Origin of the sequence: Cellulomonas timonensis (assembly GCF_900046455.1) — a bacterium.
GTDB classification, from domain to species: domain Bacteria; phylum Actinomycetota; class Actinomycetes; order Actinomycetales; family Cellulomonadaceae; genus Cellulomonas_A; species Cellulomonas_A timonensis.
This window is the reverse complement of record NZ_FCOT01000013.1, coordinates 45062-67135: the sequence shown is the minus strand read 5'-3', so window position 1 is coordinate 67135 and position 22074 is coordinate 45062. Positions and strand designations below refer to the sequence as shown.

Annotated in this window: 17 protein-coding genes; 4 read left to right on the top strand and 13 right to left on the bottom strand. The window is 74.2% G+C overall.

The genetic code is table 11. The features are described from left to right. Window positions 1-64: 64 nt before the first annotated feature. On the top strand, window positions 65-859 hold the full coding sequence (locus BN3788_RS13810; RefSeq protein ID WP_066587380.1) for a MerR family transcriptional regulator: 795 nt from the start codon (window positions 65-67) through the stop codon (window positions 857-859). 122 nt (window positions 860-981) lie between these two features. Here the strand turns inward: BN3788_RS13810 and gatB are convergent, their stop codons facing one another. The 10 genes from gatB to BN3788_RS13760 all read right to left on the bottom strand — a co-directional run bounded on the left by gatB (window position 982) and on the right by BN3788_RS13760 (window position 12341). Next, window positions 982-2490: an Asp-tRNA(Asn)/Glu-tRNA(Gln) amidotransferase subunit GatB gene (gene gatB / locus BN3788_RS13805; RefSeq protein WP_066587377.1), complete on the bottom strand. Its 1509-nt coding sequence runs from the start codon at window positions 2488-2490 to the stop codon at window positions 982-984. Then, window positions 2487-4001 (bottom strand): Asp-tRNA(Asn)/Glu-tRNA(Gln) amidotransferase subunit GatA, encoded by a 1515-nt coding sequence (gatA, locus tag BN3788_RS13800; RefSeq protein ID WP_066587375.1) that lies wholly within the window; start codon window positions 3999-4001, stop codon window positions 2487-2489. The genes gatB and gatA overlap by 4 nt, the downstream gene beginning before the upstream one ends. Continuing rightward, complete coding sequence (gatC, locus tag BN3788_RS13795) at window positions 4001-4297, bottom strand: Asp-tRNA(Asn)/Glu-tRNA(Gln) amidotransferase subunit GatC (protein ID WP_066587371.1); 297 nt, start codon at window positions 4295-4297, stop codon at window positions 4001-4003. The genes gatA and gatC overlap by 1 nt, the downstream gene beginning before the upstream one ends. A gap of 48 nt (window positions 4298-4345) precedes the next feature. Then, window positions 4346-4765: a pilus assembly protein CpaE gene (locus BN3788_RS13790; RefSeq protein ID WP_066587370.1), complete on the bottom strand. Its 420-nt coding sequence runs from the start codon at window positions 4763-4765 to the stop codon at window positions 4346-4348. Between the two features lie 106 nt (window positions 4766-4871). Continuing rightward, a complete protein-coding gene (locus tag BN3788_RS13785) occupies window positions 4872-6185 on the bottom strand; it encodes a GNAT family N-acetyltransferase (RefSeq protein ID WP_066587364.1) in 1314 nt (437 codons plus the stop codon). Continuing rightward, entirely contained in the window at window positions 6182-8488 is a 2307-nt protein-coding gene (ligA, locus tag BN3788_RS13780) for an NAD-dependent DNA ligase LigA (protein ID WP_082813050.1), read from the bottom strand. Before ligA ends, BN3788_RS13785 begins: the two co-directional genes overlap by 4 nt. A 145-nt stretch (window positions 8489-8633) precedes the next feature. Next, window positions 8634-9008, bottom strand: coding sequence for a hypothetical protein (locus tag BN3788_RS13775; protein ID WP_066587359.1), 375 nt, complete (start codon window positions 9006-9008; stop codon window positions 8634-8636). Window positions 9009-9013: 5 nt separating this feature from the next. Next, entirely contained in the window at window positions 9014-10030 is a 1017-nt protein-coding gene (locus BN3788_RS13770) for a uroporphyrinogen decarboxylase/cobalamine-independent methonine synthase family protein (RefSeq protein ID WP_066587357.1), read from the bottom strand. Beyond that, window positions 10027-11130: a tRNA 2-thiouridine(34) synthase MnmA gene (gene mnmA, locus BN3788_RS13765; RefSeq protein WP_066587354.1), complete on the bottom strand. Its 1104-nt coding sequence runs from the start codon at window positions 11128-11130 to the stop codon at window positions 10027-10029. The genes BN3788_RS13770 and mnmA overlap by 4 nt, the downstream gene beginning before the upstream one ends. Then, on the bottom strand, window positions 11130-12341 hold the full coding sequence (locus tag BN3788_RS13760) for a cysteine desulfurase family protein (RefSeq protein WP_066587352.1): 1212 nt from the start codon (window positions 12339-12341) through the stop codon (window positions 11130-11132). The genes mnmA and BN3788_RS13760 overlap by 1 nt, the downstream gene beginning before the upstream one ends. Before the next feature lie 38 nt (window positions 12342-12379). Between BN3788_RS13760 and BN3788_RS13755 the strand changes: the two genes are divergently transcribed. Continuing rightward, complete coding sequence (locus BN3788_RS13755) at window positions 12380-13369, top strand: phosphotransferase family protein (RefSeq protein ID WP_066587350.1); 990 nt, start codon at window positions 12380-12382, stop codon at window positions 13367-13369. A 39-nt stretch (window positions 13370-13408) separates the two neighbouring features. On the opposite strand, the gene BN3788_RS13750 is transcribed toward BN3788_RS13755, so the two are convergent. Continuing rightward, window positions 13409-14404 carry an electron transfer flavoprotein subunit alpha/FixB family protein gene (locus BN3788_RS13750; RefSeq protein WP_066587348.1) on the bottom strand — a complete coding sequence of 332 codons (996 nt, stop codon included), beginning with the start codon at window positions 14402-14404 and terminating at the stop codon, window positions 13409-13411. A gap of 26 nt (window positions 14405-14430) precedes the next feature. Next, a complete protein-coding gene (locus tag BN3788_RS13745) occupies window positions 14431-15219 on the bottom strand; it encodes an electron transfer flavoprotein subunit beta/FixA family protein (protein WP_066587346.1) in 789 nt (262 codons plus the stop codon). Between the two features lie 71 nt (window positions 15220-15290). Here BN3788_RS13745 and glgX point away from each other — a divergent pair, with 71 nt between their 5' ends. Both glgX and BN3788_RS13735 read left to right on the top strand, forming a co-directional pair. Continuing rightward, window positions 15291-17615, top strand: coding sequence for a glycogen debranching protein GlgX (gene glgX / locus BN3788_RS13740; protein ID WP_082812932.1), 2325 nt, complete (start codon window positions 15291-15293; stop codon window positions 17613-17615). 20 nt (window positions 17616-17635) lie between these two features. After that, a complete protein-coding gene (locus BN3788_RS13735; RefSeq protein ID WP_066587344.1) occupies window positions 17636-19351 on the top strand; it encodes an FAD-binding dehydrogenase in 1716 nt (571 codons plus the stop codon). A gap of 49 nt (window positions 19352-19400) precedes the next feature. Here the strand turns inward: BN3788_RS13735 and glgP are convergent, their stop codons facing one another. Beyond that, the gene (gene glgP / locus BN3788_RS13730) at window positions 19401-21977 is read right to left on the bottom strand and encodes an alpha-glucan family phosphorylase (protein ID WP_066587343.1); all 2577 of its coding nucleotides are present in this window, start codon (window positions 21975-21977) and stop codon (window positions 19401-19403) included. Between the last annotated feature and the right edge of the window lie 97 nt (window positions 21978-22074).

Below are 22074 nucleotides of genomic sequence, written 5' to 3'. Positions count from 1 at the left end.
ACTCGTAGCGTCGTTCTCGACGGCGGAAGTCCCGCAGTCAGGAGACGACATGAGGAGGGGCGGCATGGAGACGGGCTCGGTCCAGGACGAGACCTGGACCATCGACGAGGTCACCCGCCTGTCGGGGACCACGTCGCGCACCCTGCGCCACTACGACGCGATCGGCCTGCTCACACCCTGCGGCGCCGCCGCCGGGGGGCGCCGCGTCTACGGGCGCCCCGAGCTCCTGCGGTTACAGCAGATCCTCGTGCTGCGGGAGCTCGGGGTCGACCTCGCGACGATCGCCGACGCGCTGCGCGTCGAGGACGCCGCCGAGCCCGACGCCGCACGCCGGGCCCGGCTCGACCTGCTCCGCGAGCACCGCGAACGGCTGCTCGCGGAGAGCGACCGCTTCGCACGGCTCGCCGCCACCGTCGCCTCCACCCTCGAGTCCCTAGAAGGGGGATCAGCCATGGAAGCCAAGGACATGTACGCCGGATTCGACAACAGCCAGTACGACACCGAGGCGCGCGAGCGCTGGGGGGACGAGGCAGTGGACCGCAGTCAGGCCACATGGGCGAGCCTCGGCGAGGAGGGTCGTGCCCGGCACACCGCAGAGCACGACGCCGTCAGCCGCGAGCTCGCTCGATGCCTCGTGGCGGGCATGCCCGTGGACGACCCCGAGGTCCAGGCGCTCATCGCCCGCCACCACGCGTGGGTCAGCGTGTCGTGGACGCCCGGGCGTGAGGCCTACACCGGGCTCGGCGACATGTACGTGGCGGATGAGCGGTTCGCCGCTGTCTACGACGCCCACGCGCCCGGCCTCGCTGCCTACCTGCGGGACGCGATCCGGGTCTACGCGGACAGCGTCCTGTCCTGACGGGCAGCCCGCGCCGGCGTGAGACCGCCCGGGCGTGGCCGGGCACATGCACAGCGGGGCGCGACCGATGGGTCGCGCCCCGCTGTGCGTCGCTCTGTGCGCGGAAGGCGCACGCGATGTGGTCAGCCGCTGAGCCGCTCCAGCACGAGCTCGCGCACCCGGCCGGCGTCGGCCTGGCCGCGGGTGGCCTTCATCACCGCGCCGATGATCGCGCCGATGGGGCCCTGGTTGCCGGAGCGGATCTTCTCCGCCAGGTCCGGCTGGGCGGCGAGCGTCGCGTCGATGGCCTCGAGCAGCGGGCCGTCATCCGAGACGACCTCGAGCCCGCGGGCGACGACGACCTGCTCGGGGTCGCCCTCCCCCGCCAGCACGCCCTCGAGCACCTGACGGGCCAACTTGTCGTTGATCCGGCCCGAGTCGACGAGCGCCTGGAGCTGGCCGATCTGCGCGGGGGTGATGGGCAGGTCGCCCAGCTCCACCTCCTGCGTCTTCGCGGTGCGGGCCAACTCGCCCATCCACCACTTGCGCGCGGCCGCCGGGCTCGCGCCCGCCGCCACCGTCGCCTCGATCAGCTCGATGGCGCCCGCGTTGACCACGTCGCGCATCTCCGCGTCCGCGAAGCCCCACGCGCCCTGCAGACGGCGGCGGCGTGCGGCGGGCAGCTCGGGCAGCGTCGCACGGATCTCCTCGACCCACTCACGGCTCGGGTTGACCGGCACCAGGTCGGGCTCCGGGAAGTACCGGTAGTCCTCGGCGTCGGATTTCACGCGGCCGGCGGTCGTGATGCCGGTGTCCTCGTGCCAGTGCCGCGTCTCCTGCGTGACCGTGTCACCGGCGTCGAGCACCGCGGCCTGCCGCGACACCTCGTAGCGCACGGCGCGCTCCACCGATCGGAACGAGTTGACGTTCTTCGTCTCCGTGCGGGTGCCGAGCACTGACTCCGGCGTCGGGCGCAGCGACAGGTTCACGTCGGCGCGCACGTTGCCGCGCTCCATGCGGGCCTCCGAGACGCCGAGCGCCCGGAAGATGTCCCGCAGGGTCTGCACGTAGGCGCGCGCCACCTCGGGCGCCCGCTCCCCCGCGCCCTCGATGGGACGCGTGACGATCTCCACCAGCGGGATGCCCGCGCGGTTGTAGTCGACCAGCGAGTACTCGGCGCCCTGGATGCGGCCCGTGGAGCCGCCGACGTGGGTGTTCTTGCCCGCGTCCTCCTCCATGTGCGCGCGCTCGATCTGCACGCGGAAGATCTCGCCGTCGTCCAGCTCGACGTCGAGGTAGCCGTCGAACGCGATGGGCTCGTCGTACTGCGACGTCTGGAAGTTCTTCGGGACGTCCGGGTAGAAGTAGTTCTTCCTGGCGAAGCGGCAGGACTCGGCGATCTGGCAGTTCAGCGCCAGGCCGATCCGGATCGCGTACTCCACGGCCGTCCCGTTGACGACCGGCAGCGCGCCGGGCAGTCCGAGCGACACCGGGGAGACGGACGTGTTGGGCTCCTCGCCGAACACCGCCGGGGCCGGGCAGAACATCTTGGTCGCGGTGCCCAGCTCGACGTGCACCTCGATGCCGATCACCGGGTCGTACCGGCGCACGGCCTCGTCGTAGTCGACCAGGTCGACGGTCTGCGTGCTCACTTGCCCACCTCCAGCTCGGGCGCGCGATCCAGGAGCGGACCGCCCCACTGTGCTTCCAGCAGCGCCTCGAGCGCGGCGCCCACGCGGTACAGCCGGTCGTCCGCCTTCGCAGGCGCCAGCACCTGGAAGCCGACGGGCAGGCCGTCGTCCGACAGGCCGTTCGGCACCGACAGCCCCGGCACGCCCGCGAGGTTCGCGGGGATCGTGGCGACGTCGTTGAGGTACATCGCCAGCGGGTCGTCGAGCTTCTCGCCGAGCTTGAACGCCGTGGTCGGCGCCGTCGGGGAGACCAGCACGTCGGCCTGCTCGAACGCGGCCGCGAAGTCGCGCTGGATCAGCGTGCGGACCTTCTGCGCGCTGCCGTAGTACGCGTCGTAGTACCCCGCGGACAGCGCGTACGTGCCCAGGATGATGCGGCGCTTGACCTCGTCGCCGAATCCGGCGCCACGCGTGGCGGACATGACGCGCTCGGCCGTGATCGGGCCCTCGTCCGGCTCGACGCGCAGGCCGAACCGCATGCCGTCGAACTTCGCCAGGTTGCTCGACGCCTCGCTCGGCAGGATCAGGTAGTACGCGCCCAGCGCATACGTGAAGTGCGGGCAGGAGACCTCGACGATCTCGGCGCCCGCGGAGCGCAGCAGGTCGAGGGACTCCGCGAAGCGCGCGCTGACGCCCGCCTGGTAGCCCTCGCCCGTGAGCTCGCTGACCACGCCGACGCGCACCCCGGTGAGGTCGCCGGTGCGGCCCAGGCGGGCGGCCGCGACCAGGTTCGGCAGCGGCTCGTCGATGGACGTGGAGTCACGCGGGGCGTGCCCGCCGATGAGCTCGTGCAGCAGCGCCGAGTCCAGCACCGTGCGGGTCACCGGGCCCGCCTGGTCCAGGCTCGAGGCCAGCGCGATCAACCCATAGCGGGACACGCCGCCGTACGTCGGCTTGACCCCGACCGTGCCGGTGACGGCCGCGGGCTGGCGGATCGAGCCGCCCGTGTCCGTGCCGATGGCCAACGGCGCCTCATACGCGGCCACCGCGGCGGCCGAGCCACCGCCCGAGCCGCCGGGGATGCGGTCGAGGTCCCACGGGTTGTGCGTGTTGCCGAACGCGGAGTGCTCGGTGGAGGAGCCCATCGCGAACTCGTCCATGTTGGTCTTGCCGAGGATCGGCAGGCCCGCGTCCTTGATCCGGGACACGAGCGTCGCGTCATACGGCGGCACCCAGCCCTCGAGGATCTTCGAGCCGGCCGTCGTCGGCAGGCCCTTCGTGACGATGATGTCCTTGACCGCGATCGGCACCCCGGCGAGCGTGTGCAGCTGCTCGCCAGCGGCGCGGCGCGCGTCGATGTCACGGGCCGTGGCCAGTGCCTCCTCGCCGCTCACGTGCAGGAACGCGTGCACGGCGGGCTCGACCTCGGCGATCCGGTCCAGATGCGCCTGCGTGGCCTCGACGCTTGAGACGTCGCCGGCGGCGAGCTTGTCGGCCAGGTCGGCGGCGCTCAGCCGCGTCAGGTCGGTCATCAGTCCTCCTCCATGATCTGCGGGACGAGGAACTTGCCGTCCTGCGTCGCGGGGGCGCCAGCGAGCGCGTCCGCCACCGGGAGCGGCGGCTCGGGGACGTCCGCCCGGAAGACGTTCGTCAGGGGCAGCGGGTGGCTGGTGGCAGGCACGTCGGGCGTGGCGACCTCGCTGACCCGGGCGACCGACTCGACGATCACGTCGAGCTCGCCCGCCAGGCGGTCGAGCTCGGTGGTCGTCAGGTCGATCCGGGCCAGGGCTGCCACGCGCGCGACCTCGTCGCGGGAGAGGGTGGACATGCCTCGAAGTCTAGGCGTTCAGGCATGCCCGCAGCGACGGCCGCGCCCTCAACGGACCCGGTCCACGGCCGCCGCCACCAGGGCGAGCAGCGCATCCGCGTACACGTCGGGCACCGTCGGGGCCCGGAACGACTGCTCGGGGCGGCCCGGCAGCTCCACGACCACCTGATAGTCGTCGATGCCGCGCGACAGGCTGCGGAACGTGCCGCCCAGCAGCTCGCGGAGCTGCCCCTCGCTCGGGAGCCACAGCGCGTCCTCCTGAGACACGGAGTCCAGTGCCCACTCGGTGGTGCCGTTGAACCCGAGCACCGTGCCCGTGGGGAACTCATGCGCCTCGATCATCATGTCCGAGATGGTGAAGACCTCGCCGGAGAGCTCGGGCTGCAGGATCGTGAACCGGTCGCCGGCGCGCGGGCGCCAGCTCATTCCGGCGGCACGGAGCCGCAGCGCGCGATCGACAGAGACCATGCGGCCAGTATCGAACGGCCCACGGACGGCGGCACCTCAGGGCGACCGGGGCGTCCTACCCGCTGTTCGGACGCGCGCACGCCGTCGCCCCGGACGCCCCGACGCGTCATCGCTCGACGTAGCAGTACCGGTCGGCCGGCTGGAACCCCATCTGCGCGTAGAGCGCCCCCGCGCCCACATTGCCCGCCTCGACCTGCAAGAACGACCTGCGGGCTCCGGACCGGGCGGCCACGTCGAGCGCCGCGCGCGTGAGCGCGCGGCCGAGGCCCCGACGCCGGGCGGCGGGCACGACTGTCAGGCAGGACAGACCCGCCCAGTCGTCCGCGAACGCGGCCCGGATCACGCCGACCACCCCGGTGTCGTCCCGCGCGCTGAGGTAGGCGGCGCGCGATCCGGTGACGATCCTCCTGGCGAGGTCCAGGTCCGCGCTCGCGCCGGCCTTGACACCAGTCCAGCAGGTCAGCCATGCCTCGTCGGGCGCGTCGGCGATGTCGAGGGCCACGTCGCCGATGACTCCCGGCAGCATCCCGCTCGCTAGATCGGTCGTGGGGTCGGAGGAGGCGCCGCCGTCCGGTGTGAGCCCGAGCCCGTCGAGCACCAGCACGTCCGTCACCGCCACAGGCGCGTACCCGCGCGCGAGGAGCAGGTCGCGCAACCCGTCCGGGCGGCTCTCGCGGCCGACGCGGAACACGGTGGGCAGCCCGCGCTCGCCGTAGCACCGCTCCACCCGTGCGAGGGCGTCCGCCACGTCGCCGGGCTCCGCGAGCGGGAGCACGCTGTTCGCGCGGCGGGTGAACCCGCCCGAGATCCCGACCCGCCACCCGTCCACGTCGACGACCTCGAGCGGAGGCCACGTGGCGGCCTCCACAGCGACGCCGGGGGCCAGCGGCGGGGTCCACTCGAGCACCCGCAGGTCGATCCCGTGCTCGTGCCGGTCACGGGCTGGCGCGGCGACGAACCCGAGGCGACCGTACAGCCGGTGCGCGGTGCGCATCGAGTCGAGCGTCGAGAGCACCACGCGATGGGCGCCGAGCGCCACCGCCTCCCCCAGGGCAGACCGCAGGAGAGCCTCCCCCACCCCGCGGCCGCGCGCCCCGGGGTCCACGGCGAGCATCCGGAGCTCCACCTCGCCGGGCTGCGCGAACTCCGCCCAGGGGCTCCCATGGCGCGCCAGCGTCAACGTGCCGACCACCGAGGGCTCCGCCGAGCCCGGGCCGACGGGGCCGAGCGCGACGAGCAGCGTCGCCTCCGCAGCCCGTCGCGCCGCGTCCCGCAGCTCACGCGTGTACGGGTGCTCGGCTGTCAGCAGGCCGTCCGACAGATAGGCGGCGACCGTGACCTCGCCCGCGCCCGCGATCTCGGCGGGCGTGGCGGCGGCCCGGACCCGCACGCCCCGGCCCTGTTCGGTGAGCGCGGTCATGCCTCGTCTGTCCCGACGCCCGCGTCGACCACGACCTCGTCGACCACGCCCTCATCGACCACGGCGGCCTCGTCGGCGAAGGCCGCCGGCCCCTCGGCGAGCAGTCGCGTGAACTGCGCCTCGTTGAGGATCCGCAGCCCGAGCTCGCGCGCCTTGGCCTCCTTGCTGCCAGCGTTCTCCCCCACCACCACGTAGTCCGTCTTCTTCGACACGCTGCCCGACGCCTTCCCGCCGCGGCTGAGGATGGCCTCCTTGGCGCCGTCCCGGCTGAACCCCTCGAGCCCGCCGGTGACCACCACCGTGAGGCCGTCGAGGGTGCGCGGCGCGGACTCGTCGCGGGCGTCGGCCATGACCACGCCCGCCGCCTTCCAGCGGTCCACGATCTCGTTGTGCCAGTCGGCGCCCTCGCCGTGGAACCACTCCTGCACCGCTGCGGCGATGGTGGGGCCGACCCCGTCGACGGCCGCCAGCGCCGCGGCGTCCGCGTCCCGGACCGCCTCGATCGTGCCGAACTCCCCGGCCAGCGCGCGGGCGGCCGTGGGTCCCACACGCCGGATCGACAGGGCGACGGGCACCCGCCACAACGGCTTGGACTTCGCCAGGTCGAGCTGCTCGATGAGCTTGAGGGTCGTCGCGGTGGGGGCCGAGGGCTTCTTCGCGGTGGGCCGGGTGTAGAAGTACAGGACCTGCTCCCAGACCCCGGTGCCGACACCGGACTTCTTCTTCTCGCGCCAGACCCGCACGTCGGCGAGGTCCTCGGCGCGCAGGTCGAAGAGCCCGGCCTCGGTGCTGAGCACCGGCGTCTGCGGCTCGCCCTGCGCGTCCTCGGGCCGGTTGAACTCGGGGTCGACGAGGGCGATCGCGGCCTCCCAGCCGAGCGCCTCGATGTCGAGCCCGCCGCGTGAGCCGATGCCGAAGACCCGCTCGCGGAGCTGGGACGGGCAGGAGCGCGCGTTGGGACACCGGATGTCGATGTCCCCCTCCTTGGCGGGGGCGAGCGGCGTGCCGCAGGACGGGCACTCCGTCGGCATCTCGAAGGGCCGCTCCGTGCCGTCGCGCAGCTCGACGACGGGCCCGACGATCTCGGGGATCACGTCACCGGCCTTGCGGAGCACCACGGTGTCGCCGATCAGCACGCCCTTGCGCGCGACCTCGCTGGCGTTGTGCAGGGTCGCCATCTCGACGGTGGAGCCGGAGACCCGGACAGGCTCCATCACGCCGAAGGGCGTGACCCGGCCCGTGCGCCCGACGTTCACGCGGATGTCGAGGAGCTTGGTGTTGACCTCCTCGGGCGGGTACTTGTACGCGATCGCCCAGCGCGGAGCGCGACTGGTGGACCCGAGCCGGCGCTGCAGGGAGATCTCGTCGACCTTGATGACGATGCCGTCGATCTCGTGCTCCACGTCGTGGCGGTGCTCGCCGTAGTGGTCGATCATCTCCTGCACCTCGGGCAGCCCGGCCGCGACGCGGGTGTGCGACGAGACAGGCACCCCCCACCCCGCGAGCAGGTCGTACACCTGCGACTGCCGCTCGAGGCCGGCGCCGCCCGTGCCGTCGCCCCAGCGCAGCGCGCCGATGCCATGCGCGTACATGCGCAGCGGCCGCGAGGCGGTGACCCGGGGGTCCTTCTGCCGCAGCGAGCCCGCCGCCGCGTTGCGGGGGTTGGCGAACGGCGCCTTGCCCGCCTCGACCTGGGCGGCGTTGAGCTCCGTGAAGGCCTCCACCGGCAGGAACACCTCGCCGCGGACCTCGATCAGCTCCGGGTGGCCGGCCGGGTCCCCCGCCAGCACCTGCGGGATCGTGGGGATGGTCCGCACGTTCAGCGTGACGTCCTCACCAGTCCGCCCGTCGCCACGGGTGGCCGCGCGCACGAGCCGCCCCCGCTCGTACAGCAGGGCGATGGCGAGCCCGTCGATCTTGAGCTCGGTGAGGTAGTGCAGCCCGCCCGGGCTCTCGCCGACGTCCCGGGCCACGCGCTCGGCCCACGCGGCGACGTCCTCAGCGGAGAACGCGTTGTCCAGCGACAGCATCCGCTCGACGTGGTCCACGGCGGTGAACTCGGTGGAGAACGTGCCGCCGACCACCTGCGTGGGCGACTCGGGGGTCCGCAGCGCCGGGAACTCCTCCTCGAGCGCCTCCAGCGCGCGCATCGACTCGTCGTACTCGGCGTCGCTCGCCAGCGGGGCGTCGCGCACGTAGTAGGCGAACTGCAGGTCGCGGACGCGCTCGGCGAGCTCGGTCCACCGGCGCCGGGCGGCGACCTCCTCGGGCGTCGCGACCGAGGTGGCGGCTCCCTGCGACATGCTCGGGTCGACTGCGGGATCAGGTGCGGTGCTCACCGGCACATCATCGCGTGTCCCGCCCACAGACGCCGCTCACCGACCGGCCCTCGACCCGAGCGCGCTCGGCCAGCCCGCAGGCACAGGCGTCAGCCCACAGGAACGCGCGTCAGCCGACCGGCACAGCCGCCACGCGCCGGCGCCGGGTCAGGACGCCCACCGCGATCGTCGTCCCCGCTCCGAGCACCGCCGCCGTGAGCCCGGCGGCGAACGCCTGGGGGGCCATCTGCCCGACGACCACCTCGGCGCCGTCCGCGTCCCACGTGCACACCGCGCGCGGCGGGAACGCGGTGAACCGCACGCTCGCCTGCTCCGCCGCGTGGGCGACCAGGCATGGCTGATCGCTCGCGGAGCTCGACTCGAGTGTCGTGACCCCGAGGCCGACCCACCCGACGATCAGCACCACGAGCCCGACGAGCGCCACCCCGGAGGAGGCCAGCAGCGCCAGCAACTGTCCCCGGGTCCGTCCTGCCGTGCGCGCCATGGCGGTCAGCCTTCTGCTCGTTCGGCGACCAGCTCGGCCGCCCGCACGGCTGCGGCGAGTGCCGCTCGTGCCTGGTCAGGGGTCGCCTGCGCATGAGGCGCGGGCGGCAGGAGGGTAGCGCGAGCCAGGCCCTCGGCGGGCAGCCCGACACGGCGCCAGGGCACGGTGAGCGCGTCGGCGTGGGCCCGCAGGTCGGGGCCGGCGCATTGCGAGGACGCCAGCGGCGGCAGTTCTGCCCACAGCGATGTGCCCTGCTCGACGGCTTCGGCGATGTGCTCCCAGGCCCGCTCGTCGAGCCCGGCGAGCGGGAGGGCGATGCCGTCCGCGCCGGCCGCCACCGCCGGTCGCAGCGCCGTCCACGCGGCTCCGCCGTGCACCACGACCTGCGTGGCGCCGGGGCGGGCGCCGCGCACGACGACGCCCAGCAGCTCGGTGGCGACGGGCGCGGGGACGGCGCGCAGTGCGCTGTACCCCGAGAAGCTGGGCAGCACCCCCGCGACGGCCTGTGCGAGAAGTGGCTCGTGGAGGAGCACGACGGGCTCGGCGCCGGGCACGAGGCGCCGCACGTCGGCCAGGTGCTCGGTGAGGCCAGCGGCCAGCGACCAGGCGAGCTCCTCGAGCGCGCCGCGGTCCGAGACGACGCGGTCGCCGCGTGCCAGGTACAGCCGCGCGGCGAGCGTGAGCGGACCGGTGATGGGGATCACGAGCGGCCCGCTGAACCCGTGGGCTGCGACCGCGAGCGCGTCCAGGTCCTCGCGGCGCAGGGCCTGGGCGCGGGCGAGGTCGCCGCCGGGACGGTCCGCGAGCTTCCAGCCGTGCGGGCCGAGCTCGGTGGGCAGGTCGACCAGAACCGTCGCCGCGGCGCCCGTCGGCCCGCCCCAGGGCCCGCGCTGCGGCAGCCGCACGGTGAAGGGCACTCCGGTGACGCCGCTGGGCGTGTCGGCCAGGTCGCCGACCACGACCATCTGCGCCTCGAGCACGTCGGATCCGGGCCACGGGCCGGAGCCCGTCACCGCGGTCATGCTCGCGCCGCCGGGGTCGTGGCGCGCACGGTGGCCTGCCCCAGCACCTGCGTGCCGGAGTAGAGCACCAGCGACTGCCCGGGCGCGACGCCCTGCAAGCCGGATGCGCCGTCCGCGAGCTGGACCTCGACCTCGTCGCCCAGCGCGCGGGCCTGCGCCGGGACGGCCTCGCCGTGCGCGCGCACCTGCACGGCGCAGGCGGACCAGTCGTCGCCCTCGGGCCGTGCGAGCCACACCGCCGCGTCGCCCTGGATGCCGCCAACCCGCAGTGCCTCGGCAGGGCCCACCACGACGGTGTTGCTGACGGGCTCGATCGACAGGACGTAGCGGGGCTTGCCGTCAGGGGCGGGGCGGCCCAGCGCCAGGCCCTTGCGCTGCCCGATGGTGTACGCGTAGGCGCCGTCATGCGCGCCCACGACGGCGCCTGTCGTGTCGACGACCTCGCCGGGCCGCGCGCCGAGCCGCTCGCGCAGGAACCCCTGGGTGTCGCCGTCGGCGACGAAGCAGATGTCGTACGAGTCCGGCTTGGCCGAGACGGACAGGCCCCGCGCGGCGGCCTCGGCGCGCACGTCGTCCTTGGAGGCGGCGTCCCCGAGCGGGAACATCGACCGCGCGAGGCGTTCGGGGCCCATCACGGCGAGCACATAGGACTGGTCCTTCGCGGCGTCGCGCGCACGGTGCAGCTCGGGCTGCCCGCCTCCGGGACGCTCGATGCGCGCGTAGTGGCCGGTGCACACGGCGTCGAAGCCGAGCGCGAGGGCCTTGTCCAGCAGCGCCTCGAACTTGATGTGCTCGTTGCACCGCACGCACGGGTTCGGCGTGCGCCCGGCGGCGTACTCGGACAGGAAGTCCGCGATGACGGTGTCCTCGAAGCGCTCGGACAGGTCCCAGACGTAGTACGGGATGCCCAGCACGTCGGCGGCCCGGCGTGCGTCCCCCGCGTCCTCGATCGAGCAGCAGCCCCGGGATCCGCTGCGGAGCTGGGCGCGGTTGCGGGACAGCGCCATGTGCACGCCGACCACCTCGTGCCCGGCGTCCACGGCGCGCGCGGCGGCCACCGCGGAGTCCACTCCTCCAGAGAGTGCGGCGAGCACCCGCATCAGCGTGTCCCGCCAGTCGCGCTGACGGTGCGCGGGCGCCCGGAGAGCCCTGCGGCCCGTGCCCGCTCGACGGCGGCGGGCAGCACCTCGACCAAGGTGTCCACGTCGGCGTCGGTGGACGTGTGGCCGAGGGTGAAGCGCAGCGCGCCGCGGGCCTCGTCCTCACCGGCCCCCATCGCGAGGAGCACGTGGCTGGGCTGCGGCACACCCGCCTGGCACGCGGAGCCGGTGGAGCACTCGACCCCCGCGGAGTCCAGCAGGTACAGCAACGAGTCGCCCTCGCAGCCCGGGAAGGTGAAGTGCGCGTTGGCCGGGAGCCGCAGCGTCGGGTCGGCTGGCCCGCGCAGCACAGCGTCGGGGACGACGCGCCGCACCTCCGCCACGAGCCGGTCGCGCAGCGCGGCCAGTCGCGGGGCGACCACCGGGCGTGCGGCCACAGCCGTCTCCACCGCCATCGCGAAGGCTGCGGCCGACGGCGTGTCGAGCGTCCCCGAGCGCACTCCGCGCTCCTGGCCGCCGCCGTGCAGCACCGGGGTCAGGTCGAGGCCGCGACGCGCGAGCAGCGCGCCGACCCCCATCGGCCCCCCGACCTTGTGGCCGCTGACCGTGAGCGCGTCGAGGCCCGACGCGGCGAAATCGACGGGAACCTGCCCCACCGCCTGCACCGCGTCGGCGTGCACGGGGACGCCGTGGCGGTGGGCCAGCGCCGCGACCTCCGCAAGCGGCTGCAGCGCGCCCACCTCGTTGTTCGCCCACATCACGGACAGCAGAGCCGCAGCGTCGCCGTGCGCCTCGAGCTCGGCCGCGAGCGCGTCGATCCGCAGCACGCCGTCCGAGTCGACGGGCAGCAGCACGATCTCCGCGCCGGCGTGCTCGGCCATCCAGAAGGCGGGGTCCAGCACGGCGTGGTGCTCCACCGCCGAGACGAGGATGCGCCGCCGGGCCGGGTCCTGTGCGCGCCGCGCCCAGAACAGGCCCTTGACGGCCAAGTTGTCCGCCTCGGTGCCCCCGGCGGTGAGGACGACCTCGCTCGGCCGCGCGCCCAGGGCGGCGGCGAGCTGCTCACGCGCCTCCTCGACGGCACGGCGAGCCGCCCGGCCCGAGGAGTGCAGGGACGAGGGGTTGCCGGTGCGGACCAGGGACTCGGTGAAGGCGCGGACGGCTTCGGGGAGCATCGGCGTGGTCGCCGCATGGTCCAGATAGACACTCACCGCGTCATCCTACGAACCCGCACTGGCAAGATGTGTCCGTGAGTGCCGACGACGTCCAGGGATCCCCGCTCGCGTTCAGCGGGCAGCGCCTCGACTGGCGCGACCTCCCGCGCGCCGTCCGGGGCCGCATCGCCGAGCTCGCGGGCGCGCAGGTGACCGCGGAGATCAGCGCGAACACCGGGTTCAGCCCCGGCTTCGCGGCAGTGCTGGAGCTGGCCGACGGGCGCGGGGTGTTCGTCAAGGCGGTCTCCCCGGAGCAGAACCCTGCCTCCCCCGATCTCGCGCGAGCCGAGATCCGGGTCGCGGCGGCCCTGCCCCCCGAGGTCCCGGCCCCGCGGATGCTGTGGTCGGACGACGACGGCGAGTGGGTGCTGCTGGGCTTCGAGGTGGTCCAGGGGCGGGCGCCGGAGTCGCCATGGCGCCCGGCCGACCTGGAGCTCGCACTGGACGCGCTGGCGGTGCTGGCGGATGCGGAGCCGTTGCCCGGCCACCAGCTCCCCAGCACGGACACGGCCCTCGCCGGGGACTTCACGGGCTGGCGTCAGCTGCACGCCGCGTCGCCCGAGGTCCGGCGTGACGCGGCCGAACGGGCTGGCGAGCCGGGCTTCTGGGCGCTGGAGAACCTGGAGCAGCTCGTGCGCTGGGAGCAGGACGCGCCCCGGGTGTCCGTCGGGAGCGCGCTGGTGCACGGCGACCTGCGCGCCGACAACATGCTCATCAACCATGAGCACGCCAAGATCGCGCTGGTCGACTGGCCGCATGCGAGCGTCGGCGCGCCGTGGCTGGACCTGGCGTTCATGCTGCCCAGCGTCTCGATGCAGGGCGGCGGCGACCCGCAGGACCTGTTCTGGTCGCAGCCGGTGGCCGACGGCCTGCCGGTGGACCATCTGCGCGCGGCGCTCGCCGGAATGTCGGGGCGCCTCGCCTACGGGTCGCTGCAGCCCGCGCCGCGGGGCATCCCCAACTTGCGCCGGTTCCAGCGCGCGCAGGCCGAGGCCGCGCTGCGCTGGCTCCGCGAGCTCGCCTGACCCCACGGGCCGGCGGGCGTCGTCCGCCCCGCGGCGGGCTCAGCCCTGGGCGTCCTTCAACCGGCGCAGCTCCTGGGTGGCCTGCGGCAGCACCGTGAACAGGTCGCCCACGATCCCCAGGTCGGCGATCTCGAAGATCGGCGACTCGGGGTCGGAGTTGACGGCCACGATCGTGCCGGAGGCCTGCATGCCGCCCCGGTGGTGCACGGCGCCCGACACCCCGGCGCCGATGTACAGCCGGGGGGCGATCGTCACGCCCGTCTGGCCGATCTGCGCGTCGTGCCCGATCCAGCCCTCGTCGGGGGCGACGCGGGTGGCGCCCGCGGCCCCGCCGAGCACGTCGGCGAGCTCCTCGAGCGGGGTGAAGTCGCCGTTGGTGCCACGGCCGCCGACGACCACGACCTGCGCCTCGCCGAGCGCCGGGCGGTCCGACGGCGCGCGCTCGGCGTGCTCGACGACGACTGCCTGACGGGCGGCGCCGCTGATGGCCACCGGGTGGGTGACGACGGCGGGCGAGGTGGGCGCGGCGGCGGGCGTGGGCTGCGTGGAGTTCGCCTTGAGCGCCACCACGGCGAACGGGGTGCGCACCGCGCAGCTCGTGGTCCACGTCCCCGCGAGCACTGTCTTGTCGGCCACGACCCGCCCGTCCACGACGCGCGCGTCGGAGGCGTCGACGACCACGCCGGCGCCGGAGCGCACACCGAGCCGGCCGGCGATCTCCTTGTTGTCGAACGTGGAGGTGAGGAGCAGCGCCGCGGCGCCGAGGGCGGCGGCCAGGTCGGCGAGCGCGTCCGCGACCACGGGCGAGAGCCGCTGGTCGGCATCTCCCAGGTCGAGCGCGTCGACGGCCTCGACGCCCTGCGCGCCGAGCTGTGCGAGCACGTCGCCGCCCGGGCCGTCGGCGCCCAGCCAGACGCCGTGCACGGCGCCGATGCCGCGGCCGAGGGTCAGGAGCTCGAGGACAGGCGCGCGCAGCGTCCCGTCGGGTGCGTGGTCGAGCAGCACCAGCACAGGGCCGGCGAGGTGGTTCGTCATCGTCAGGGGTCCTCCGGTCGCTGCGCTCAGACGAGCTTGTTCTCGACGAGGTAGGCCGCCAGTCGCAGGCCCGCCTCGCCGTCGTCGGTGACCAGCACGCGGTCCTCGCGGGCGGGCCGGGGCGCCGCCTCGAGGACCGCGGTGCGCGCGCCCGCGGCGCCGACGGTGGTCGGGTCGACCCCCAGGTCGGCGAGCGTGAGGACGTCGACGGGCTTCTTGCGGGCCGCCATGATGCCCTTGAAGTTGGGGTAGCGCGGCTCGTTCGCCTGGTCGGTGACCGAGACGAGCGCGGGCAGCGGCGCTTGCAGCACCTCGGTGGCGTGGTCCAGCTCGCGGCGCACCCGCACCGTGCCGTCCGTGACGCCGACCTCGGCCGCGAGGACCAGCAGGGGCAGGTCCAGCTCGGTCGCGAGCGCGGCGGGCAGCAGGGAGGTGAGGCCGTCGAGCCCGGCCATCCCCGTCACCACCAGGTCGACGGGCTCCTGCTCGCCGAGGCGGCGCACGGCGGCGGCGAGCACCTTCGCGGTGCCGAAGACATCGGATCCCGCGATCGCGTCGTCGACGACGTGGACGGCCTGCTCGGCGCCCATCTGCAACGCCCGGCGCACCGCGTCCACCGCGTCGTCCGGGCCCACGGTCACGGCGACGACCTCGCCGCCGTGCTCCTCGACGAGGGCGAGGGCCGCCTCGACGGCGTTCTCGTCCAACTCGTTGAGGGTGCCGTCACCGCCGTCGCGGGCCATCCGGCCGTCGGGCTGGAGGGAGCGCTCTGACTGGATGTCCGGCACGTGCTTGACGCACACCACGATTCTCACCCGCGGAACGTTACCTCCCGGGGCGCGCGGACCCCAGCCCGCCCTCGTCACAGTCCGCCCTGCGGACGCCCATGGGCAGGCCTCCGACGCCGCATGCCCGCCCGGCACGTCAGAATGGCCGTGTGACGCAAGAGGACGCGCGGGTGCGGACGCCAGGGCTCGGCGTGCGCGTGACCGACGACGGCATCGTGGCTGCCGTCCTCGCGTCGCACGCCAGCGCCGTCGACCTGTGCCTGCTGGACCCCGGCCCGCCTGGCCCCGACGGCGCCCCGACGTGGGCCGAGCGCCGGGTCCCGATGCGCGGCCCGCACCTGGGCGTCTTCCGCGCCGATGTCCCCGGGGTGCGGCCGGGCCAGCGGTACGGCTTCCGCGCGCACGGCACGTGGGACCCCGCCGGCGGCCTGCGCTACAACCCCGCCAAGCTGCTCGTGGACCCGTATGCGCGCGGCCTGGCCGGCTCCCTCGAGCTGCGGCCCGAGGTGTACGGGCAGGTGGTCGACGACGCCCTGCACGGCGATCCGTACGGCCCGGCGGACCCGCGAGACTCCACCGCGCATGTGCCGCACTCGGTGGTCGTGGACACCCGTGCCCGCAGCCTGGTGCCCGATCCGGCCGCGAACCGGCCGGGCACCCCGTGGTCGCGCACCGTCGTCTACGAGGCGCATGTGCGCGGGCTGACCCAGCGGATGCCGGACCTGCCCCCCGCGCTGCGCGGCACCTACGCCGGACTCGCGCACCCCGCGACGATCCATCACCTGCGGTCCCTCGGCGTCACGGCCCTGGAGCTGCTCCCGGTGCAGGCGTTCGCGTCGGAGCCGCATCTGGCCCACAGCGGGCTGACCAACTACTGGGGCTACAACACGCTCGGGTTCTTCGCCCCGCATGCCGACTACGCCACGGCCGAGGCACAGGCTCAAGGCCCGGCGGCGGTGCTCGCGGAGGTCAAGGCCGCGGTGCACGCGCTGCATGCGGCGGGCATCGAGGTGCTGCTCGACGTCGTCTACAACCACACCTGCGAGGGCGGGATCGGCGGGCCGCAGGTCAGCTGGCGGGGCCTGGACCCGAGCGTGTACTACGCGCACGACGGCGGGTACCCGGCGACGCTCGCCGACTTCACCGGCACCGGGAACTCACTGGACTACCGGCGCACCCCCGTGATCGCGATGGCCCTGGACTCGCTGCGCTACTGGGCGGACGAGGTGGGAGTCGACGGCTTCCGGTTCGACCTGGCGGTGACGCTCGGCCGGGGGCCGTCGGGCTTCGACCCGCACCACCCGTTCCTGGTGGCGCTCACCACCGACCCGAGCCTGCGCCACCTCAAGCTCGTCGCCGAGCCGTGGGACGTGGGGCCTGGCGGCTGGCAGACGGGACACTTCCCGCCACCGATGGCGGAGTGGAACGACAAGTTCCGCAACGCCGTGCGCTCGTTCTGGCTCGCCGACCCCGCCCGGGCGGCGCACGGCCTGCCGGGGCACCGCGTGCGCGAGCTGGCCACCCGCCTGGCCGGGTCGGTCGACCTCTTCGGCCACACCGACCCGCCGCTCATGCGCGGCCCTCTCGCCTCCGTCAACTACGTCACCGCGCACGACGGGTTCACCCTGGCGGACCTGGTCGCCTACGAGCACAAGCACAACTCCGCGAACGGCGAGGACAACCGCGACGGCTCCAACGACAACCGGTCGTGGAACCACGGCATCGAGGGGCCGCTGCCGGCCGACTCGGTCGCCGCCCCGATCCTGCCGCTGCGCCGGCGCTCCATCCGCAACCTCTTCGCGATGCTGCTGCTGTCCGCCGGCACCCCGATGATCACCGCCGGCGACGAGATGGGCCGCACGCAGCACGGCAACAACAACGCCTACTGCCAGGACAACGAGACGTCGTGGGTGTCGTGGGACCTGTCGCCCTGGCGCGCGGACCTGCTCGCCACCGTCACGCACCTGCTGCGGATCCGGCGCGAGCACCCCGCGCTGCGCGGCGAGCACTTCTTCACGGGCCGCCCGGTGCGCCCAGGCGGCCGCCCGGACCTGGCCTGGTACGACCGCGACGGGTCCGCGTTCGACCACGACCGCTGGCATGACGCGGACCTCCGCACCCTGCAGATGGTGCGCTCGCTGCCCGCCGAGCAGGCCGGCGGCGCGCAGGAGCACCAGCCCGAGGCGCGCCGCCCGCCCCAGCCCGAGGACGACACCGTGATGCTCGTCGTCAACGGCGCGCTGGACCAGGTGGAGGTCGTGCTCGCCGCCGATCGGCCCACCGTGTGGGAGCTGGCCTGGGACTCCACCTGGGAGAGCCCGCGCGAGCTGCGCGCCGCCGCGATCAGCTCAGCGCTGCACACGGCCTCCGGCGAGCGCACCGTGCTGGCGCCGCTCAGCGCTCGGGTCTACATCGCGCGCTGACGCGCCGCTACGCTGCGCGCATGGCCGACACCGCCGTCAGTCCGCAGCAGGTCCCGCAGCGCCCGCAGCGCGCCACCGACGTGATCGTCGTGGGGGCGGGCCTCGCGGGGCTCGTCACCGCCGCCGAGCTCACCGCTGCCGGCCGTCACGTCACGCTCGTCGACGCCGAGGGCCCCGCGGCTTTGGGCGGGCAGGCCTGGTGGTCCTTCGGCGGCTTGTTCCTGGTCGACTCGCCCGAGCAGCGCCGACTCGGGATCCGGGACACCGCCGACCTGGCGCTCGCGGACTGGCTGGGCTCGGCGGACTTCGACGCGGGCGGCGCCCCGGGCGGCGGCGACGAGTGGTCGCGCGCCTGGGCCGAGGGGTTCATCGACTTCGCCGCGGGCGAGATGCGCCCTTGGCTGCACGCGCAGGGCGTGCGCTGGTTCCCCCTGGTGCAGTGGGCCGAGCGCGGCGGGTACCTGGCCGACGGGCATGGCAACTCGGTGCCCCGGTTCCACGTCACCTGGGGCACTGGGCCGGGCATCCTCGAGCCGTTCGTGCGGGCGCTGCTCGACGCGCGCGCCGCGGGCCTCCTGACGGGGATGTTCCGGCGCCGGGTGACCGGCCTCGTGCTGACGGACGGCCGGGTCACAGGGGTGCGCGGGGACGTCCTGGCCGCCGACGGCGCGGCGCGCGGGGCGCCGAGCTCACGCGAGGCCGTGGGGCAGTTCGAGCTGGCCGCGAGCGCCGTGGTGATCGCCACCGGCGGCATCGGGGCGAACCACGACCTGGTCCGGGCCGCCTGGCCGGAGCGAGCGGGGCGCCTGCCGGAGCGGATGCTGTCGGGCGTGCCGGACCACGTCGACGGATCGGGCATCGAGGCCGCCCGGGGCGCGGGGGCCGCCGTGGTCCACGAGGACCGCATGTGGCACTACCCCGAGGGCGTCACGAACCACTCGCCCGTGTGGGGGCGGCACGGCATCCGCATCCTGCCCGGCCCCAGCTCGCTGTGGCTCGACGCCGACGGCCACCGCCTGCCCTCGCCGCTGTTCCCCGGCTTCGACTCGCTCGGCGCGCTGCAGCACATCACCGGCCGTGGGGACGACCACTCGTGGTTCGTGCTGGACAAGACGATCCTGGGCGCCGAGTTCGCGCTCTCCGGCTCGGAGCAGAACCCCGACCTGACCGGCAAGGACCTCAGGCTGCTGCTGCAGCGCGTGCGTCCCGGCGCCGTGGGGCCGGTGGAGGCCTTCGCCCAGCACTCGGAGGAGTTCCTGTGGGCGGACACGCCCGGGGAGCTCGCCGCGCGGATGAACGCCCTGACCGGCACGGACCGCATCGACCCCGGGCGGCTCGACCGCACGATCCGGGACCGCGACCGCCAGGTGCGGACCGGCCTCGGCAAGGACCTGCAGGTCACGGCCACGGCGATGGCCCGCCGCTATGTGGTGGACCGGGTGATCCGGGTGGCCAAGCCGCATGAGCTGCTCGACCCCGCGCACGGGCCGCTGCTGGCGGTGCGCTTGTCGGTGCTGACCCGCAAGACCCTGGGCGGCCTGCTCACCGACACCGATGGCAGGGTGCTGCGGCCCGGCGGGGGCGCGCTGCCCGGGCTGTTCGCGGTCGGCGAGGCGGCGGGCTTCGGCGGTGGTGGCGCGCACGGCCGGCGCGCGCTCGAGGGGACCTTCCTGGGCGGCTGCCTGTTCACCGGGCGCACCACCGGCAAGGCGCTCGCCGACCAGCTCAGCGGCTGATCGACGAGCGCCCTGGGTCAGATCACCGCGGGGTCACATCGCGGCGGGGTCAGCTCGCGGCGTTCGCGACCAGCCCCACATCGGCGACCGACGTCAGCCCGCGGTGCCGTGGCACGATCCGCACGGTGTAGCCGAAGGAGCCGGACGACTCGAGGCGCACCGTGCCCGCGAACGCATAGCGGCCCACCTCGAACGTCTCGGCGACCTGCAACGCCGACACCGCGAAGGTGGACAGCTCGTCGTCCTCCCGGACGTGCCCGTGCAGCACCTGCACCTCGACGTCCTGGGGGGTGAGCTGGCCGAGGGAGATGTAGGCCTTGACGTTCATCTCGTCGCCGACCTGCGGCACGTCGCCGACGCCGCCGGACTCGACATGGTCCACGCGGACCTGGCTCCAGCCGGCCCGCACGCGCTCCTTCCAGCGCGCCAGCTCGCGCGCCCCGGCGAAGTCGTCGGCCTCGAGTTCCCGGCCCGCGACCCCGGCGGGGACGTACAGGTGGCGCACGTAGTCGGCGACCATGCGGGTGGCCTGGACCTTGGGCCCGAGCGTGGCCAGCGTGTGGCGGACCATCTCGAGCCAGTGCACCGGCAGGCCGCGCTCGTCCCGGTCGTAGAACCGGGCCGCGACCTGGTGCTCGATGAGGTCGTACAGCGCCGCCGCCTCCAGGTCGTCCCGGCGCTCGGCGTCGTCGACGCCGTCGGCGGTGGGGATGGCCCAGCCGTTCTCGCCGTCGAACCACTCGTCCCACCAGCCGTCGAGCACGGACAGGTTGAGGCCACCGTTGAGGGCGGACTTCATCCCGGACGTGCCGGACGCCTCCAGCGGGCGCAGCGGGTTGTTGAGCCACACGTCGCAGCCCGGCAGCAGGGTCTGCGCCATCCCGATGTCGTAGTTCGGCAGGAAGACGATGCGGTGGCGCACGTCCGGCTCGTCAGCGAAGCGCACCAGTTGCTGGATGAGCCGCTTGCCCTGGTCGTCGGCGGGGTGGGACTTGCCGGCGACCACGAGCTGCACCGGGCGATCCGGGTCGGTGAGCAGCGCGCGCAGCCGGACGGGGTCGCGCAGCATCAGCGTGAGCCGCTTGTACGTCGGCACACGACGCGCGAAGCCGATGGTGAGGACGTCAGGCGAGAGGACGTCGTCCAGCCAGCCCAGCTCGGCCGGGCTCGCGCCGCGCTGGTGCCAGGACGACCCGACCCGATCGCGCGCGTCCGCGACGAGCTGGGCGCGCAGCTCGTGGCGCACCTGCCACAGCTCGACGTCGGTCACGCCGTCCGGTCGCAGCCAGCCCGTGCCGGTGGCGACCTCCTCCGGGGTGAGCCGGGCGGCTGCCAAGTCGGCCAGCTTGCGGTCCACCCATGTCGGGGAGTGCACGCCGTTGGTGATGGAGCCGATGGGGACCTCGGCCGCGTCGAACCCCTCCCACAGCCCGTTGAACATGTTCCGGGACACGTCGCCGTGCAGCAGCGAGACGCCGTTCGCACGGCCGCCGAGGCGCAGGCCCAGCACCGCCATGTTGAACAGCAGCGGGTCGCCACCCTCGTAGTCCTCGGCGCCGAGCTCGAGCACGCGCTCCACGGGGACGCCCTCGACGGCGTTGTCCTCGCCGAAGTACTGGCGGACGAGCCGCGCCTCGAAGCGGTCGATGCCGGCGGGCACCGGGGTGTGGGTCGTGAACACCGTCGACGCGCGCACGGCCTCGCGCGCCGAGTCGAAGTCCAGGCCCTTGTCGGTGACGAGCTCGCGGATGCGCTCCACGCCGAGGAGGCCGGCGTGGCCCTCGTTCATGTGGAAGACCTCGGGGGCGGGCGCCCCGGTGAGCTGAGACCACAGCCGCAGCGCGCGGACCCCGCCGACGCCCAGCAGCAGCTCCTGCTGCAGCCGGTACTCGCCGCCGCCGCCGTAGAGCCGGTCGGTGACCTTCCGGGCGAGCTCGTCATTCTCGGGGACGTCGGAGTCGAGCAGCAGCAGCGGGATCCGGCCGACGGCGGCGGACCAGATGTGCGCGTGCAGGGCGCGCCCGCCCGGCAGGGAGATGCTCACCAGCGCCGGGGCGCCGTCCTCCTCGCGCAGCAGCCTGAGCGGGAGCCCGTCGGGGTCCAGCACCGGGTACGTCTCGAGCTGCCAGCCGTCGCGGGTGAGCGACTGCTTGAAGTAGCCGGAGCCGTAGAGCAGCCCGACGCCCACGATCGGCACCCCGAGGTCGGAGGCGCTCTTGAGGTGGTCGCCGGCCAGGATGCCGAGGCCGCCCGAGTACTGGGGCAGCACCGAGGTGATGCCGTACTCCGGCGAGAAGTAGGCGATCGAGGCGGGCAGGTCCTCAGGGTCCTGCTCCTGGTACCAGCGCGGCGCCGTGAGGTAGCGCTGCAGATCGGCGGCAGCGGCCTGCACCCGTCCGACGAACGCCTCATCGGCCGCGAGCGCGGCGAGGCGGCCCGGCGCCAGCGCGCCCAGCAGCGCGACGGGATCGCCGCCCACCTGGGCCCACAGCTCCTCGTCGATCGAGGCGAACAGGTCGCGTGTGGGCGCATGCCACGACCAGCGCAGGTTATGGGCTAGCTCGTCGAGGTCAGCGAGCTCTGCCGGCAGAACAGTGCGGACGGTGAATCGTCTGATCGCTCTCACGTGCCCGACACTACGCAGGTCAACCCCCTGCGCACACCCCGAACGCGCTGCTGAGGCGCGCCCGGGCGCGTCGGGGTCGCTCACGGGTCGCGAATGC

Coding starts and splice junctions, on each gene's coding strand:
- BN3788_RS13775 (WP_066587359.1), bottom strand. CDS start 9,008: ATGGCGCGCACGGCAGGACGGACCCGGGGACAGTTGCTGGCGCTGCTG.
- gatC (WP_066587371.1), bottom strand. CDS start 4,297: ATGTCCACCCTCTCCCGCGACGAGGTCGCGCGCGTGGCAGCCCTGGCC.
- BN3788_RS13785 (WP_066587364.1), bottom strand. CDS start 6,185: ATGACCGCGCTCACCGAACAGGGCCGGGGCGTGCGGGTCCGGGCCGCC.
- gatA (WP_066587375.1), bottom strand. CDS start 4,001: ATGACCGACCTGACGCGGCTGAGCGCCGCCGACCTGGCCGACAAGCTC.
- mnmA (WP_066587354.1), bottom strand. CDS start 11,130: ATGCGGGTGCTCGCCGCACTCTCTGGAGGAGTGGACTCCGCGGTGGCC.
- BN3788_RS13735 (WP_066587344.1), top strand. CDS start 17,636: ATGGCCGACACCGCCGTCAGTCCGCAGCAGGTCCCGCAGCGCCCGCAG.
- ligA (WP_082813050.1), bottom strand. CDS start 8,488: ATGTCGCAGGGAGCCGCCACCTCGGTCGCGACGCCCGAGGAGGTCGCC.
- BN3788_RS13810 (WP_066587380.1), top strand. CDS start 65: ATGGAGACGGGCTCGGTCCAGGACGAGACCTGGACCATCGACGAGGTC.
- BN3788_RS13790 (WP_066587370.1), bottom strand. CDS start 4,765: ATGGTCTCTGTCGATCGCGCGCTGCGGCTCCGTGCCGCCGGAATGAGC.
- BN3788_RS13750 (WP_066587348.1), bottom strand. CDS start 14,404: ATGACGAACCACCTCGCCGGCCCTGTGCTGGTGCTGCTCGACCACGCA.
- glgX (WP_082812932.1), top strand. CDS start 15,291: ATGGGCAGGCCTCCGACGCCGCATGCCCGCCCGGCACGTCAGAATGGC.
- BN3788_RS13770 (WP_066587357.1), bottom strand. CDS start 10,030: ATGACCGCGGTGACGGGCTCCGGCCCGTGGCCCGGATCCGACGTGCTC.